The 15,651-nt window shown below is 73.8% G+C and carries 16 protein-coding genes; 12 read left to right on the top strand and 4 right to left on the bottom strand.

The genetic code is table 11. From position 1 onward, the window contains the following. Positions 1 to 137 precede the first annotated feature (137 nt). Together FRADC12_RS09080 and FRADC12_RS09075 are read left to right on the top strand one after the other, a co-directional pair. The gene (locus FRADC12_RS09080) at positions 138 to 1,052 is read left to right on the top strand and encodes an LOG family protein (protein ID WP_232303687.1); all 915 of its coding nucleotides are present in this window, start codon (positions 138 to 140) and stop codon (positions 1,050 to 1,052) included. A gap of 12 nt (positions 1,053 to 1,064) precedes the next feature. Beyond that, positions 1,065 to 1,670, top strand: coding sequence for an LOG family protein (locus FRADC12_RS09075; RefSeq protein WP_045876335.1), 606 nt, complete (start codon positions 1,065 to 1,067; stop codon positions 1,668 to 1,670). A gap of 8 nt (positions 1,671 to 1,678) precedes the next feature. Here FRADC12_RS09075 and folP read toward each other — a convergent pair whose 3' ends face one another. Continuing rightward, positions 1,679 to 2,536, bottom strand: a complete 858-nt coding sequence (folP, locus tag FRADC12_RS09070; RefSeq protein WP_198153113.1) for a dihydropteroate synthase — start codon at positions 2,534 to 2,536, stop codon at positions 1,679 to 1,681. A gap of 341 nt (positions 2,537 to 2,877) precedes the next feature. On the opposite strand from folP, the gene FRADC12_RS09065 reads away from it, so the two are divergent. The 4 genes from FRADC12_RS09065 (at position 2,878) to FRADC12_RS09055 (ending at position 6,275) form a co-directional block, all read left to right on the top strand. After that, the gene (locus FRADC12_RS09065) at positions 2,878 to 3,276 is read left to right on the top strand and encodes a DivIVA domain-containing protein (RefSeq protein WP_045876334.1); all 399 of its coding nucleotides are present in this window, start codon (positions 2,878 to 2,880) and stop codon (positions 3,274 to 3,276) included. A 253-nt stretch (positions 3,277 to 3,529) separates the two neighbouring features. Continuing rightward, positions 3,530 to 3,697, top strand: coding sequence for a DUF3117 domain-containing protein (locus FRADC12_RS29405; protein WP_007511639.1), 168 nt, complete (start codon positions 3,530 to 3,532; stop codon positions 3,695 to 3,697). A 295-nt stretch (positions 3,698 to 3,992) separates the two neighbouring features. Then, on the top strand, positions 3,993 to 5,750 hold the full coding sequence (locus FRADC12_RS09060; protein ID WP_045876333.1) for a leucyl aminopeptidase family protein: 1,758 nt from the start codon (positions 3,993 to 3,995) through the stop codon (positions 5,748 to 5,750). 69 nt (positions 5,751 to 5,819) lie between these two features. Next, positions 5,820 to 6,275 (top strand): hypothetical protein, encoded by a 456-nt coding sequence (locus FRADC12_RS09055; RefSeq protein WP_045876332.1) that lies wholly within the window; start codon positions 5,820 to 5,822, stop codon positions 6,273 to 6,275. 21 nt (positions 6,276 to 6,296) lie between these two features. Here the strand turns inward: FRADC12_RS09055 and FRADC12_RS09050 are convergent, their stop codons facing one another. Then, entirely contained in the window at positions 6,297 to 6,911 is a 615-nt protein-coding gene (locus FRADC12_RS09050; protein WP_045876331.1) for a hypothetical protein, read from the bottom strand. 280 nt (positions 6,912 to 7,191) lie between these two features. Then, the gene (locus FRADC12_RS09045; protein WP_013421922.1) at positions 7,192 to 7,854 is read right to left on the bottom strand and encodes an O-methyltransferase; all 663 of its coding nucleotides are present in this window, start codon (positions 7,852 to 7,854) and stop codon (positions 7,192 to 7,194) included. Positions 7,855 to 8,056: 202 nt separating this feature from the next. Between FRADC12_RS09045 and sigE the strand changes: the two genes are divergently transcribed. From sigE to tatB, 4 genes are all read left to right on the top strand, one after another. Then, the gene (gene sigE, locus FRADC12_RS09040) at positions 8,057 to 8,827 is read left to right on the top strand and encodes an RNA polymerase sigma factor SigE (RefSeq protein WP_045876330.1); all 771 of its coding nucleotides are present in this window, start codon (positions 8,057 to 8,059) and stop codon (positions 8,825 to 8,827) included. Beyond that, positions 8,824 to 9,501: an anti-sigma factor family protein gene (locus FRADC12_RS09035; protein ID WP_157488748.1), complete on the top strand. Its 678-nt coding sequence runs from the start codon at positions 8,824 to 8,826 to the stop codon at positions 9,499 to 9,501. Before sigE ends, FRADC12_RS09035 begins: the two co-directional genes overlap by 4 nt. A gap of 219 nt (positions 9,502 to 9,720) precedes the next feature. Next, entirely contained in the window at positions 9,721 to 11,955 is a 2,235-nt protein-coding gene (locus FRADC12_RS32960; RefSeq protein ID WP_232303686.1) for a S1C family serine protease, read from the top strand. A gap of 134 nt (positions 11,956 to 12,089) precedes the next feature. After that, the gene (gene tatB / locus FRADC12_RS09025) at positions 12,090 to 12,554 is read left to right on the top strand and encodes a Sec-independent protein translocase protein TatB (RefSeq protein ID WP_045876329.1); all 465 of its coding nucleotides are present in this window, start codon (positions 12,090 to 12,092) and stop codon (positions 12,552 to 12,554) included. A gap of 12 nt (positions 12,555 to 12,566) precedes the next feature. Here the strand turns inward: tatB and FRADC12_RS09020 are convergent, their stop codons facing one another. Continuing rightward, complete coding sequence (locus FRADC12_RS09020) at positions 12,567 to 13,037, bottom strand: MarR family winged helix-turn-helix transcriptional regulator (protein ID WP_232304134.1); 471 nt, start codon at positions 13,035 to 13,037, stop codon at positions 12,567 to 12,569. A 599-nt stretch (positions 13,038 to 13,636) separates the two neighbouring features. Here FRADC12_RS09020 and FRADC12_RS09015 point away from each other — a divergent pair. Further along, positions 13,637 to 14,845, top strand: a complete 1,209-nt coding sequence (locus FRADC12_RS09015; protein WP_045876328.1) for an Mrp/NBP35 family ATP-binding protein — start codon at positions 13,637 to 13,639, stop codon at positions 14,843 to 14,845. Positions 14,846 to 15,109: 264 nt separating this feature from the next. Continuing rightward, on the top strand, positions 15,110 to 15,616 hold the full coding sequence (locus tag FRADC12_RS09010) for a MaoC family dehydratase (RefSeq protein WP_045876327.1): 507 nt from the start codon (positions 15,110 to 15,112) through the stop codon (positions 15,614 to 15,616). The last annotated feature ends 35 nt before the right edge of the window (positions 15,617 to 15,651 follow it).

Genomic DNA, 15,651 nt, shown 5'->3' with positions numbered 1-15,651 from the left:
CGCAACAGCGCGAAACCGGCGCTCGGCGCCGGCCGTGGTCACCACGCGGATCCTGCCGGCGCCGGATGGTCGGCAGTGGCCATCGCCCGGCCTGGCCGGCGGTCCAGCCGGGCGTCCGGGTGGCCTATGGTGCCGAGGTGACACCCATCAAGCCTGGTGAACCGGACCCGACGCCGGCCGACAGCCTCGCGCTCGCAGCGGCCGAGGCGGCTGCCGTGCTCGACGAGACCACGGCCCTGGGGGCTCCGGTGCCGCCGAACGACGGCCCGCGCCGGTACGAGCCGGGCGTGTTCCCGACCCCGCCGCCGGAGCAGCGACGCGGCCCGCAGCTGGCCCGTCGCGCCCAGATCCGGCACTCCACCGCCGACGAGCGGCTGCTGGCCAACCATGGCTCGGGGGACTTCACCCACGCGGACCCCTGGCGGGTGCTGCGGATCCAGAGCGAGTTCGTCGAGGGCTTCGACCTGCTCGCCGACCTGCCACGCGCGGTGACGGTCTTCGGCTCGGCCCGGGTGCCGCGCGACCACCCGGACTACGAGGTCGGCCGCCGGCTCGGCGCCGCGCTCGTCGAGGCGGGCTTCGCTGTGATCACCGGCGGTGGGCCGGGCGCGATGGAGGCGGCCAACCGCGGCGCGCTCGAGGCCGGCGGGCTCTCGGTCGGCCTCGGCATCGAGCTGCCGTTCGAGCAGAAGCTCAACGACTGGGTCGACCTCGGCGTCAGCTTCCGGTACTTCTTCGTCCGTAAGACCATGTTCGTGAAGTACGCCGAGGCGTTCGTGATCCTGCCGGGTGGGCTCGGCACCCTCGACGAGCTGTTCGAGGCGCTGACCCTGGTGCAGACCGGCAAGGTCCGCAAGTTCCCGGTCGTGCTGCTGGGCACCGACTACTGGCGCGGCCTGCTCGACTGGCTGCGCGGCACCGTCGTCGGTACCGCCCGGATGAAGGACACCGACCTCGACCTGTTCGCGCTCACCGACGACGTCGACGAGGCCGTCCGGCTGGTTGTGGACGGCATCGCCTCCAGCGCGCCGCCCCAGCCGCGGGGCCGGTAGAAAGCCGGGTTCATGAGGATCTGCGTCTACTGTTCGTCGTCGGAGCGGATCGACCCGGGGTACGTCCTGCTCGCCGGCCAGGTCGGCACGGAGCTCGCGGCGCGTGGCCACTCGCTCGTCTCCGGTGGCGGATCGATCTCCTGCATGGGCGCGGTCGCCCGGTCGGCGCGGGCCGGCGGGGCGAGCACCCTCGGGGTGATCCCGCGCAAGCTGCTCGACCTGGAGGTCAGCGACACCGACGCCGACGAGCTGATCGTGACCGAGACCATGCGGGAACGTAAGGCGATCATGGACGAGCGGGCGGACGCGTTCCTGGCGCTGCCCGGCGGCCTCGGCACCCTCGAGGAGCTGTTCGAGATCTGGGTGGCGGCCATGCTGGGCATGCACGCCAAGCCGATCGTCGTCCTCGACCCGGACGGCGTCTTCGCCCACCTGCACACGCTCGTCGACGGCCTGGTCGACCGGGGCTTCGTGCGTCCCGAGGCCCGTGCGCTGCTGCGCTGGTCGACCACGCCCACCGAGGCGCTGGACTTCCTCGAAGCGGCCGCCGGCGTCGGCCCGGCCGCGAGTCCCACCGTCGGCGAGGCGATCGAGGCTTCGGCACCCCCGATCGACTGAGCCGAGGCTTACGCGAGCCCGCGGCGCGCCACGGCCAGGTCGGCGTCGCCGCGGATCGCCGCGACCATCCGCAGGGCCCGGCAGGTAGCCGCGACCTGGTGGGCGCGGAAGATCCGGGCGCCGAGCCAGGCACTGACCGCGGTAGCCGCCAGCGTGCCCTCCAGGCGCTCCTCGACGGGTGTGTCGAGGGCCTCGCCGACGAAGTCCTTGTTGGACATGGCCATCAGCACCGGCCAGCCGGTGGCCACCAGCTCGTCCGTCCGCCGGGTCGCCTCCAGCGAGTGGCGGCTGTTCTTGCCGAAGTCGTGTCCCGGGTCGATCAACACCGCGTCCGGGCGCACCCCGAGTGAGACGGCCCGCTCGGCGAGCCCGCAGGTGGTCGCGACGATGTCGGCCAGGACATCCGGGTAGGCCATCCGGTGCGGCCGGGTGCGCGGCGGCAGGTGCCCGGCGTGCGTGCAGACCAGGCCGACGCCCCCCGCGGCCGCCACCTCGGCCAGCTCCGGCTCGACGCCGCCCCAGGCGTCGTTGAGCAGGTCGGCCCCCTCGGTGACGACGACGCGGCCCACCTCGGCCCGGTAGGTGTCGACGCTGATCACCACGCCCGGGTGGGCGGCGCGCACCCGGGCGACGAACCCGCCGATCCGGCGCAGTTCCTCGGTGGCGCTGATCTCTGCGCCCGGCGCCGCCTTCACCCCGCCGATGTCGATGATCCCGGCGCCCTCGGCGATCGCGCGCTCGACGGCGGCGAGTGCCTCGGCCTCGCCGTAGGTCGCGCCCTTGTCGAAGAAGGAGTCCGGCGTCCGGTTCACGATCGCCATCACGACCAGCTCGGTCGGCCCGAACTCCCGGCGCCCCAGCCGCAGCGGCCCAGGGCGCCGGCCCTGGCCGGATGACCCACGGCCCTCGGCGTCGGGGCGGCGGTCACCGAGGTCTCCAGGCGGACCGAGGTTCCCAGGCGGACCGAGGTTCCCAGGCGGACGGAGATTCCCAGGCAGGGCGACGTCGTGCGGCACGCCCCCGAGCCTGCCAGACGGCGGCGGCACGGGCGGGTGGCCAGGCCTTGAGGCGGGTTCGGATTGGGGGCCGGTACCGGGGCTCCAGCCTCGGAGGGCCGCGGGCCCGGTTCGCGTTGTCCTGCCGGTGCCGGTGCCGGTGCCGGTGCCCGTCGGGCCGGGCACACAGGGCTCGACCGTACGATCAGGGAGTGGTGCTCGCTATCGAGATCCTCGTCGTTGCCGCGCTCGTGTTCGTCGTCGCGGCACTGGCTGTCGGCTGGTTCGACCGGATGGCCCCGGCCTCGCCCGACGCGGCGCCAACCGGTCTGCCCGGCGACGGCCCGGTCAGCGCGCGGGAGGTCGGCGGTATCCGGCTCAACCTCGCCTTCCGCGGCTATCGGATGGCCGAGGTGGACGCGGTGCTCGCCCGGTTGGCCGGCGAGCTTGCCTGGCGGGACGAGGAGTTGGCCCGCCGCGACGACGAGCTGGTCCGTCTCGCCACCTTTGCCCACGCCGACGCCGCGCAGAGGCCGGCCGGGGGCCCCGAAGGCGCGTCACCCGGCACGCCCGCCGACGGCCAGTCACCGTGGCCCGGCATCGACGGATAGCCCCGTTCCCGGCCCGGCCAGGCGGATCGGGCCGTGAACACGGCCGCTGCCGGGCTCGAGCCGCCGATTTCTGCTCCGTGGTGCGGTGAGCGTGGGGAGGGCGCCCAGCGCCCGACATGTCGGGCGCTCTAGGGCCCGACAACATCGGCCGCCGACCGTTGTGGTTCTGCGGAGGGCCGTGTTTCGGTTTGCTGCCCTGACTACGGGATAATCGTCGGCAGACGTAGGTCCGACGGCAGGAAGAGGTGCACCGATGGCGGCCATGAAGCCGCGGACGGGTGACGGTCCGCTCGAGGTCACCAAGGAAGGGCGGGGGATCGTGATGCGCGTCCCGCTCGAGGGCGGCGGCCGGCTCGTCGTCGAGCTCACCGCCGATGAGGCGAGCGCGCTGGGCGACGCCCTCAAGACCGCGGTCGGCTAGCGCGGGTCGGCCCGGTCGCCGCCGGTGGGCGGCTGGCCGGGTGCCCGCCACGTGCCCCCGGGGAAAGCCCAGGACGCCCGGCGTCGAGTGAGCCTCGGCCTGGGCGCTTTGGTGTTGATGCCGCCGGTGTCATGGCTGCCCGTGCGAGTGAGCACGCCGTCGTGCTCCTCGGTCGCCCGCTGGCTCGCTCTGGGTCTGGGAAGGTGTGGCTATCTCCATCCGTAGTGAGTCCGAGCGTGGGCGGGTCCCGGTGGTCACCCTACGGCCCGGCGGGCCGACCGCGCCGGAATCGTCCGTGCTCGCAGTGGTCGTCCTGTCGTCTGCCCAGGGCGACACGGCCGACAAAGTCGGCGCGAGCACCGGTGCGCCCGCCGACGGGCCGACGGGTGACCAGGGTGACTCCCCGGCCGTCAGCGCCGTGGGTCTCGTCAGCCCCGCGGCGGCCGGAGCCTGCGCCGATCTCGGCCTTGATCTCGACGCGCTGCTGACCGCGCACAAGGTCGGTGGTGGTGCCGGCTCGGTGCTGGTGGTCCCGCTGGCCAGAGCCGAGGCGCCGACGAAGCTGCTGCTGGTGGGCGCGGGCGGCGGCAGCGTCGGGGAGTGGCGGACCGCCGGGGCGGCACTCGCCCGCAGGGCGGGCGGCGGCGACAAGGTCGCGCTGGTCGCCGACCCCGAGCCGGGCCAGCTCGCCGCGCTCACCGAGGGCGTCGCGCTTGCCTCGTACAAGCAGCCCAAGGGCCCAGGCGAGCCCATAGCGGCGGACGAACTGGACACCGAGGGTGACCAGGCGGCCGGGGCCGAGCGCGGCGCGGCGGATGTCGAGACGGGTGACCTCTCGGCTGGCGCGACCGACCTGACCGGGGCCGGACGGGAGGTCGAAGGCGTCGGCGAGACCGACGGGGCGACCGACGAGCTCGCGCCCGCGGCGGACGAGAGCGCTCCGGCCGCGGCGGGCGGACCAGGCCTGGACGAGATCGTCGTCTGGACCTCGCGCGCGCTGACGCCGACCGAGCTGGCCGATTCCACCGAGGCAGTCCGCCGCGCGTCGGTGGTCGCCCGCGCCGTGCTGACGGCCCGGGACCTGATCAACACTCCCAGCCTGGTCAAGTCCCCGGAGTGGCTCGCGGGGCGGGCGATGGCGGCGGCCCGCGCCGCCGGGCTCGACGCCGCTTTGCTGGACGCGAAGGAGCTGGCCGCCGGCGGGTTCGGTGGGCTGACGCATGTCGGTGCCGGCTCCTCCCGGCCGCCCTGCCTGGTCGAGCTGCGCTACCAGGGCCCACCGGCCGAGGACGGCCCGGCCGCCCGGCACCGCGTGCTCGTCGGCAAGGGGATCACCTTCGACTCCGGCGGCCTCTCGCTCAAGCCGCCCGGGTCGATGACCAGCATGAAGACCGACATGTCCGGTGCCGCGGCGGTGCTCGCGACCATGGCCGCGCTGCCCGAGCTGGGCGCCCCCGGCAAGGTCACCGGCCTGCTCTGCATCGCCGAGAACATGATCGGCGGTGCCGCCCTGCGCCCGGGCGACGTCATCAGCTGCTGGGGTGGGACGACCGTCGAGGTGCTCAACACCGACGCCGAGGGCCGGCTGGTGCTCGCCGACGGGCTGGCCTACGCCGCGGGAGCGCTCGGCGCCGAGGTGCTCGTCGACCTCGCGACCCTGACCGGCGCGGTCTCGATCGCGCTCGGCCGGCGGACGGCCGGGCTGTTCGCGAGCGACGACACGCTCGCTGGTCAGCTGACGGCCGCGGCGGAGCTGGCCGGCGAGCGGGTCTGGCGGCTGCCGCTGGTCGAGGAGTACCGGCCGGCGCTCGATTCAACCGTCGCCGACCTGGCGAACATGGGCACGGCACTCAACGTCGGCGGCGGGTCGATCTCGGCCGCCCTCTTCCTGCGTGAGTTCACCGCCGGCCTGCCGTGGGCCCATCTGGACATCGCCGGGACCGCTCGGTCCGACGCCGACGACGCCGAGATCACCCGCGGCGGCACCGGCTGGGGTGTCCGCACCCTGCTGCGCTGGCTGACCGCCGACGCCGAGGGCACCCTCGGTTCCTGACGGCTGGGCGGCGGACGTTCCACCGGCCGGGCCTGGTTCGGCCGCGGGCCGGGTGGGAACGTCTGGTTCGTGAACATCCGTGACTTCTACGCGGCGGACCCACAGCGTCAGGAGTCGGAGGAGGTCTCCTTCGGTGCCGGCTGGACCGACCACACCGATGCGGCGTCGACCTTCCGGCTGAGCTGGGTGGCGCGGACCCGGGAGTTGTACGCGGTCCGGGAGCCCCATCCCGGCGGCGGGCTGCTGGCACCCATCTTCGACCACTACAACCTCCACCAGGCGGCGGTCGACGAGCTACGGGTCGAGATTCTGGCCGTCGCGGACCTACCGGCGGTGGAGGAGGCGCTGGCGGGCTGGCGGCAGGTCATCACTGACCACGACAGCCTGCGGTGGGCCCGCCGGCACGTCGCCGCGCTGGCGCTACCGGCGCCCGCGTCGGTGCCCGGAGAGCAGGACTACCAGCCGCCGCGGCTGCGGCCCGAGCGTGACGGGATCTTCCACCGGCCGCGGCATGGCCGTGACTAGCCGCCCGGCACGGGGGAGCGGTCAGCCGGCCGGCGTGGCCAGGGCGGTGAGCGCCGTGCTGTAGGCCTGCGCCTGCGCCTGCGCCAGATATCGGGAGATCCGCAGGACCACGGCGTCCCGCTGGAAGTCGAACTCCTGGGTCAGCTGCCCGCCGGCCGCGGTGATCTGCCGCAGCTGCTGGAGGCGGCCGCCGGCGCCGGCGGCAGTGGCGAAGACCTCAATGCTGCCGCCGATCTCGACTGGGTCCTGGCTGGTGACCCCGGCCGGGTTGACGCCGGTCCGCGCATCGGTGAACTCGATTTTGCTGGTGTAGCCGCCGGGCTTGCCCAACAGCTGGTTCGGGTCGCTGTCGGCGGTGTACACCGCGACGGTCCTCAGCGGCAGGCCGGCGCCGGCCAGCTTGATCGCGACGGCTTCCGCTGTGAGGCCGGTCAACGCGCTGGGGGCAGTGGCGGCTGGCGGGGTCGCGGTGGCGGCGGCCGTGGGCGCTGGCGTGCCCGAGCCGCCGTTGTGCAGCGTGGCCTTGCGAACGGCGTAGCCGGCCAGGCAGGCAATGACGGCGACGGCTACGAGGAATGCCGCCATCGAGGCGTTTGCGCTGCCCCGGTCGAGCGCCGGCCGCCGGCTGCCAGACATGATCGTCCCCTTGGAATTGCCCGTACTGTCTCGTGACGCGCCGGCCGGCCGGGTAACGAGAGGTGTCTTCTCGGCTGGGCGACTTGCTTCGGTTCCACCCCGCGGGCCGCGCCGCGCCAGCCGCGCCAGGGCACCGGGCGGCCGGGTCGCCGCCTGCGCGAACGGGCCATTCGGATCGTATGTCGGAAATCCGACAGCCTTACCCGTACTTCAGGTGACCATAAGGCACCGGGGGTGAGGTGAACTCATGACCGCGCCGCCGTGGGCCCGCCCGGGCAAGCTATCCGACCGGATAGGACTTCGCGACGGCGGCGACCAGCAGCCCGTCGCCGGAGTTCAGCAGCATCGGCGTCAGGCGGGCATCGTCGCGCACGGCGGTCGCCAGCTCGCGGATGGCCATGATCTCCGGGTTGCGCACCGCAGGGTCGGCGGCCAGGCCGTCGATCAGGATGCCGGCGAACGCCACGACCCCGCCCGGGCGCAGCAGGCGCAGCGCCTGGATGAGGTACTCGGTGCCCTCGCGCCGGTCGGCGTCACAGAACACCAGGTCATAGGCCCCGTCGGTGAGGCGGGGCAGCACATCCAGGCCGCGGCCGGTGATCAGCCGGCTCCGGTTGGGCGCCATTCCGGCGTCCGCGTACGTGCGCCGGGCCAGCCGAAGATGCTCGGCCTCGACGTCGATCGTGGTCAGTGTGCCGTCCGGCCGCATGCCTCGCAGCAGCCAGGTGCCCGAGACTCCGGTCCCGGTACCGATCTCGACGACGGCACGCGCGCCCACGGACGCGGCCAGGAAACGCAGCACCGCTCCGGCTCCGGGGCTGATCGGGAGAATCCCGACCTCCTCGGCGCGGGCGCGGGCAGCGCGAAGAATCGGGTCTTCCAACAGGAAGCCCTCGGCGAAGGCGGCGGCTCGATCTTGCGCGCCGATGTCGGTGTCCGGCATGACAGGCGAAGCCTACGGGAACGGCGTCGTACGAAGGTGCGTTGCTCCCGTCATCAGATGTCGTGTCGAGTTAGGCCGAGCTCCGCCAACGCGTCGTTCTAGCTGGACGAGGGGAGAAGAACTCGTGTCCGCAGCGGGGATTGCCGCGCCGTGGCCGGCCCGTCGAGTACGGTCATCGTCCCGGACTGATCGAGAGGCCACCGTGACTGGACAGGACGCACCATCGTCCGTCCAGGCGGCGCAGCCGGCGCAGGAGGCAGCGGCCTGGGTGCCGCCGTCGTGGGATGACGTCGTGCGCGAGCACGGCAACCGGGTCTACCGGCTGGCCTACCGGCTCACCGGCAACGCGCACGATGCCGAGGACCTCACCCAGGACGTCTTCGTCCGGGTCTTCCGCTCGCTCGCCGACTACACCCCCGGCACCTTCGAGGGCTGGCTGCACCGGATCACCACGAACCTGTTCCTGGACCGGATGCGCCGCCAGCAGAAGATCCGGTTCGACGCCCTCCCGGAGGACACCGAGCGGCTGGCCGGCCGCGAGGCGAGCCCGGAGGCCGTCTACGTCGAGGCACACCTCGACGCGGACATCGAGGCGGCGCTGGCCGCACTGCCGCCTGACTTCCGGGCCGCCGTCGTGCTGTGCGACATCGAGCAGCTGTCCTACGAGGAGATCGCGCAGACGTTGGGCGTGAAGCTCGGCACCGTGCGCAGCCGGATCTCCCGTGGCCGGGCGATGCTGCGGGCGGCGCTGGCGGACCGCGCCCCACGCGACTTCCGGACCGTCGACGAGCAGGTCATCGCGGCCGTACCGGACCAGCTGCCGGACGCGGTCGCGCTGGTGGCCGCGGCCGAGCCGAGCCCTGAGCCGTCCCCGGTGCCCACCAGTCGGGAAGGGGAATCGCGCCCCCGCGGCCGTAGGCGCCGCGCGGCGGCCAGCCCCAGCGTCGAGGTCGGCGCGGAGAGCCGGGCGTGACGGGACATCTTGGCGGGCGGCTCTGCCCGCTCGTGGACGGCCAGCTGCGGCACGACGACCGGGACCGGGCGCTGGCCCACCTGGCCCACTGCTCGAGCTGCCGACGGCAGGTGGCCGAGTACCGCCGGATGAAGCAGCGGCTGGCCGGGCTGTGGGAACCGGCCCTGCCGGACCAGCTGGCCGACCGGCTGCGTGGGCTCGGGGTCGGCCTGACCGATGCGGGCCCGGCCGAGGGTCGCGCTCCCGACGATCTCGGGGTGGTCGCCGGCCGGCGTGCCGCCGTGCTCACGCAACCTCGGATGCCGATGGTGGGCGCGGCACGCGCGGTCGCGTTCGGGCCGCCGGCTCGTCAGCGGCTGGTGCTGGTCGGTCCGCCGGGGCGGGCCGACCGGGCGGCCCCGGCCGGGGGGATCGCGCGGCCTGGGCGGGTGCCGCTGCTCGCTGGCGGCCTGGTCCGGCCGGCCCGGCGATCCCGGGTCCGCCGGACGCTGATCAGCTCGGCGGCGTTGATGGTGCTCACCGTCACCGGGGCGGCCGCGTCGGACCACGCGAGCGTGGCCGGCGGCAGCTCGCCGACCGTCCGACCGTCCGCCCCAGCCAGCCAGCTACCGGTGGCCAACGGCGGTCGGCCGACGCCGCAGATCGCGCCTGTCTCCTATGCGCAGCGACCCTGACGTCCCGCCGGGAGCTGCCGGCAGATGACGGTAGGGGCGCGCCTTGTCAAGGTGTGCCCTACGCCGGACGAATCGGCCTCCCGGTGTGGGTCGGCTGTCCGGGTGCTGTGGGGGAGTTCACGAACAGGCCTTACCGTGTATTTCGCACACGCTGTCCTGGGCGGGCCGGCCTAGGGAACCGGGAGTTCTCCGAGCGGCGCGGGCGTGATCGGAGGGCGCGTGGGCGTGACCGACGGCGAGCCTCTGGGCCTTGACGCCGCCGCGACGAGCGCGCTGGGCCGGGTCGCCGCGCAACGTGCCCAGACGCTTGCGGGCGCGGTACGGGCGGCCGACCTGGCTGGCCGGCCCGATTCCCTTGGCTCCGGTGCCCGCCCCTGGCCGCGGACGCCAGCCGTCACCTCGACGGCCAGCTCGGCCGCGGCTGGTGCGGCGGCGTCCGGCGAGCCTGGGCTCGACCCGGCTGACCCGCTCGGCCTCAGCGCGAAGCAGGCCCCCAAGGCCGAGACTCCCAAGACCGCGAACCCGCCCGGGGCCGCCAAACCGGGGACGCCCAAACCCGGGACGCCCAAGCCTGCCGCACCGGCCCGCCCGCGCCGGTTGGAGGCGGCTGCCGTGCCGGCCTCGGCCGAACCCGCCGCGCCCGCTTCGACCGCGCGGGCCACGCCGGCGGCGGAGCGCCCCGCCCATCGGGATGAGCCGGCCGAGGCGGCCGCCGCGGGCCCGACCACACCGGACCAGCCGTCGATCGACGAGCCGTCGGCTCGGCCACGCCCGCCGCAGCGACCCACCTGGTATCGCCAGACGCCCGCAGAGCCGCCGGCCCGCGCCGAGCCGGACCCGCCGGACGGCGACGCGTCCGCGGCACGTTCCGGCTCGGCTGACCCCGCCAGTCCGGCCGGGCAGGCTGGGCAGTCGGGCTCGACGACGCAGGCCGCCCCGCCCGCTGACGCGAAGGCCGAGCCGGCCGCCCGGGACACGACCGGCCAGGTGACCGACGGTCACCAGCAGCCTTCGGCGAAGCCCGCCCCGCCGAAGAGCCCGGAGCCCGGTGCCGCCACCTCCAGGTCGCGGGCGCAACCGATCCGGCCTCAGCCGGGGGAGGCGACGCCGTGGACGCCGGCCGTGGCGGGCGGAGGCTCGGCTGGTCGCGACCAGCCAGCGGCGCGGGCGCAGCCACCTCGACCACCGGTCGCGCCGCCCACCGAGCGTGCCCAGCCGCACTCCCACCAGCACCGACGGCCGGCGTCGGAACCAGCCGCCGCGGCCCGGCCGGCGCAGCCACGGGTCGAGCGCACCGAGCCAGCTGATCGGGAGGACACACCGCTCGCGGTCGTGAGCGACGGGCGCCGCCGGCGGTTCAGTGGCCGGGCGCTCGCCGCGGTCGCCGTCACCGCCGGGGTGCTGGGCGGCCTGGTCGGTAGTGGTTTCGCCACCTGGCTCGCGCCCAGGGACTCCGGTTCCGGCGCCGGCGGCCTGGTCGTCAGCGCGACGGTGCCCGTCACCGGTGCCGGGTCGGTGGCCGATGCGGCGGCGAAGGCGCTGCCGTCCGTGGTCACCGTCCAGGTGCAGGGTCACGACGGCAGCACCGGCGCCGGAGTGATCATCCGGGCGGACGGCTACATCCTCACCAACGCGCACGTCATCGCGGCCGCGGCCGGGGACGGCAAGATCGTCGTCAGCCGCTACCAGGACGTGACCCAGCTTCCGGCGCACCTCGTCGGTGAGGACTCGAAGACCGACCTGGCCGTCATCAAGATCGACGATGGCGGCTCGTTGCCGGCCGCGACGCTGGGGCAGTCGGGGCCGCTGCGGGTCGGTGACCCGGTGATCGCGATTGGCGCGCCACTCGGCCTTTCCGGCACGGTCACCACCGGCATCGTCAGCGCGCTGGACCGCAGCCCGACGGAGCCGGTCGCGGGTGGGGCCACGACGGTGCTCTCCGGCGCGATCCAGACCGACGCGGCGATCAACCCGGGTAGCTCTGGCGGGCCGTTGCTGGACGCGCTCGGCCAGGTGGTCGGCATCAACACCGCGATCGGGGCGGTTCCGGGCGCTCCCGGCGGTCAGGACGGCCAGACCGGCAGCATCGGTGTGGGCTTCGCGATCCCGATCGACTACGCCCGCTCGATCGCTCAGGAGATCATCCAGACCGGGCACGCGACCCACCCGTACCTCGGCGTGTCGGCCGACACCGTCACGGCGGCGGCCGCGGCCAGCAGCGGCCGGGTGCCGGGCGCGCTGATCCGTGATCTCGACCAGGGCGGGCCGGCCGCGTCGGCCGGCCTGCGGGTGGGCGACGTGGTGACGAAGATCGACGGCAAGGCGGTCGCGACCGCGGACCAGCTGCTGGAGACGGCCCGCCTGCACCACGTCGGCGACCGGTTGCTCGTCAGCTACGTCCGAGCCGGCCATACCGCGACCACCCAGGTGACCTTGGCCGAACAGCAGTCCTGAGCCCTGACTGGCCCGCCGGCACCGTTGCTCGGCGCCGGCCGGCCCCGGCCGGACGCGTGAACGAAGCAAGACCCTTACCAGAGCGTCATGCGCGGGCACTTCGCGGGCGCGGGTGGCGGAGGTACGCTCAGCCGGTGTTCAACGGGCTCGGATGGGGAGAAATCGCTGTCCTGCTGCTGATCGGACTGTTCGTCTTCGGTCCGGACAAGCTTCCCAGGGTGGCCCGCGATGCCGGCAGGCTCATCCGGCAGCTGCGGCAGATGGCGAGCGGGGTGACCGAGGACCTGCGGGCCGAGCTGGGCCCGGAGTACGCCGACCTGGACATCCGGGACCTGCACCCGAAGACGTTCGTCCGCAAGGCGCTGCTGGAGGACGACGACGAGGCGCTCTTCCCGTCCATCCTGGACAAGCACGGGAAGCTTGACCTTTTCGGCGACGAGACCCCGTCGGGCCCGCTGCTGACGAAGGACCGCAGCCCCGGCGGCGCCCCGTCGCTGTCGAAGAACAACGGCGCCAAGGCCAGCACGAAGGCGAGCATCAGCCTGCCCGCGGCCCAGCCGGAGTCCGCCGACCTCCCCTGGGACACCGAGGCGACCTGAGCCGGGCGCGTCCTACTCGGTCTGGCCGCAGCCCGCGGCGGAGGCCGGCTGACCGCAGCCGCCCGGTTCGTCGCTGGTCACCAGCCGTCCCAGCAGGTCGCCGAGCAGCTCCAGCTCGGCGGGGGAGTAGTGGGCCAGCACGTGGCGGGCGACGCCGCGAAGGTGGGTCCCGGACGCCGCACGCAGCCTGTCCAGACCGGCGGGCGTGAGCACGGCCAGTGTGCCGCGCAGGTCGGACGGGCAGGACCGGCGCTCGACCAGGCCCTCCCTGACGAGCCGGTCGACCAGCCTGGTCAGCCCGCTGCGCGACAGCAGCACCGCGTCGGCGAGCTCGCTCATCCGCAGCGCGCCGTCCGGGGCCTCGGACAGCTGGACCAGCACGTCGTAGGAGGCCAGCGGCAGGCCGTGCGCCTCCTCCAGCTCCGCCTCCAGGACCCGGGTGACCTGGGCGTGCGCGTGCAGCAGGTTCCGCCACGCGTGCATTCCTCTGGCGTCGACCCGGTCGCTCGCCGGGGCCTCGTCCGCGCCTGTCTCGGCCCGCGTGATCTCGGTCTCGGCGGGCGTGGCGTCGGGCGAGGACGTTGGTTGGGTGAGCATGGGGCTAGCTCGAACCTTCTGGCCGCGGGTAGCTCGACCTCGGGGTGCCGGGCCAGGCGGCCCGAGGTGTCGTGACGGGTGTGAGCCGGGCCGTGACGGACCGGCGGCGGCGCTGGGCCGCGCGCGGGAGCGTCGTCATCGACCCGGGCAGGCTCACTCGATCAGCGTACGTCCGGCGCGGCCACGCATGCTGGCCGCTGCGAGCTGGTGGCATCACAGTCCCCGAACCAGGTCGCACCGCCCGGCAGGGGAACCCCTGGCCGAGTGAGGCGGGAGCGTCTGGGCCCCCGCTCTCCGCGGCGGCCCGCGCGGCCGCCGCGGCGGGCTATGGTGGAACTCCGAGACGCCGTTGTCGGCGTGCCGCCCGGGACTACGCCCCGGCACCGCTACCCGGCAGCGTCCTGATGTCCGCTCGATCGGGTCTCCAGTTCGATCGAGAACCGCCGCTACCGCCGGCCGGCGGCAGCCAGACGGCCGAGGTTTCGTTGTCAGCTCCCACTTCCTCATCCGACGCCGGGGCCCTTCCGGGATCGGCTCAGCCGACCCAGGAAGCAGTCCAGGCGGCGCTCGCGACCGTTCTCGACCCCGAGATCGGCCGGCCGATCACCGAGCTGGACATGGTCGAGGCCATCCAGGTCCGCGGTGACGGTTCGGTCGACGTCGTGGTCCTGCTCACGGTGTCCGGCTGCCCGATGCGGGACGAGATCACCAATCGGGTCAGCCGTGCCGTCCGCGGCGTCGCGGGGGTCACCGACGCCCGCGTCGTGCTGTCCGTGATGAACGACGCACAACGGACGGCCCTGCACGAGAAGGTGCGCGGCGGCGCCGCGACGCGGGTGATCCCGTTCGCGCAGCCCGGTTCGCTCACCCGGGTCTACGGGGTGGCCAGCGGCAAGGGCGGCGTCGGCAAGTCGTCGGTGACCGTCAACCTGGCCGCCGCGATGGCCGGCTCGGGCCTGAAGGTCGGCGTGCTGGACGCGGACATCTACGGGCACTCGGTGCCCCGGATGTTCGGCATCGACCGTGGCCCGACCCAGGTCGACAAGATGATCATGCCGCCGCAGGCGTTCGGCGTGAAGGTGATCTCCACTGGGATGTTCACGCGGGGCAACGCCCCGGTGACCTGGCGTGGGCCGATGCTGCATCGCGCACTGGAGCAGTTCCTCTCGGACGTGTTCTGGGGTGACCTCGACGTCCTGCTGCTCGACCTGCCGCCCGGCACGGGTGACATCGCGATCTCGCTCGCGCAGCTGGTTCCGTCGTCCGAGCTGCTGATTGTCACCACCCCGCAGGTCGCGGCCACCGAGGTCGCCGAGCGGGCCGGCACGATCGCCACGCAGACCCGGCAGAACGTGGTCGGGGTCATCGAGAACATGGCCTACCTGTCCTGCCCGCACTGTGACGAGCGGATCGACCTGTTCGGGGCCGGCGGCGGGGCCGCGGTCGCCGAGCGGCTGACCACGGTGCTCGGCCACGACGTCCCGCTGCTGGCGCAGATCCCGTTGGACGTTCGGCTGCGCGAGGGGGGCGACGCCGGCGAACCGCTGGTCGTCGCCGACCCGGACTGCGAGGCCAGCAAGCAGCTGCGGACTGTGGCCGACCGGCTCGGTCACCGTTCCCGTGGGCTCGCCGGCCGGTCGCTGAATCTGTCGCCATCCCGGGGGCTGGCCGCGACGCCGCCGCACGCCCACTAGGACGGCCTTCCCTGGTCCGAACGGGCCGTCGGTACGGGGAGGCGCCTCGTGCCGACGGCCCTTGTTCGTGGCGCGAGGCACGCGTGCCCAGGTACCGGGGCCCTGTCGGGCGGATGCGTGACAGTTCGAGAGCCGCGCGGTAGTGATGTTGCCCGCGAACGCCTGCGCGCCGTCCGGGTCGGCGCCTACGCTCCCTCGGTACGAGCGGTCGCCGGCCCGTGGCCGGGCCGGCTCGGCCCGCAATGTCTGGTCAAGGGAGGGCGCATGCAGTTCGGCCGGTACTACGAGGAGTTCGAGGTCGGTGCCGTCTACAAGCACTGGCCAGGCAAGACGATCACGGAGTACGACGACCATCTGTTCTGCCTGCTCACCATGAACCACCACCCGCTGCACCTCGACGCGCACTACGCCGAGGAGACCACCCAGTTCAAGCGCAACGTCGTCGTCGGCAACTACGTCTACTCGCTGCTGCTGGGCATGTCGGTGGCCGACGTGTCAGGCAGGGCGATCGCCAACCTTGAGGTCGAGTCGCTGCGCCACGTCAAGCCGGTCTTCCACGGCGACACGATCTACGGCGAGTCGGCCGTCCTGGACAAGGTCGAGTCGAAGAGCAAGGACGACCGGGGCGTCGTGACCGTCGAGACCCGTGGCTACAACCAGGATGGCGTCGTCGTCTGCATCTACCGGCGCAAGGTGATGGTCCCGAAACGGTCCTACGGCGAGGCGCGCGGCGGCGAGCAGCCAGGCCGCCCGGTCCCGGCCGAAGCCTGAGCCTCGCACCCACCCGCTACTCCAAACCGTGGTCG

The organism is Pseudofrankia sp. DC12, assembly GCF_000966285.1.
In the GTDB taxonomy this organism is placed as follows: Bacteria; Actinomycetota; Actinomycetes; order Frankiales; family Frankiaceae; genus Pseudofrankia.
This window is presented reverse-complemented; position numbering and strand designations above follow the sequence as displayed.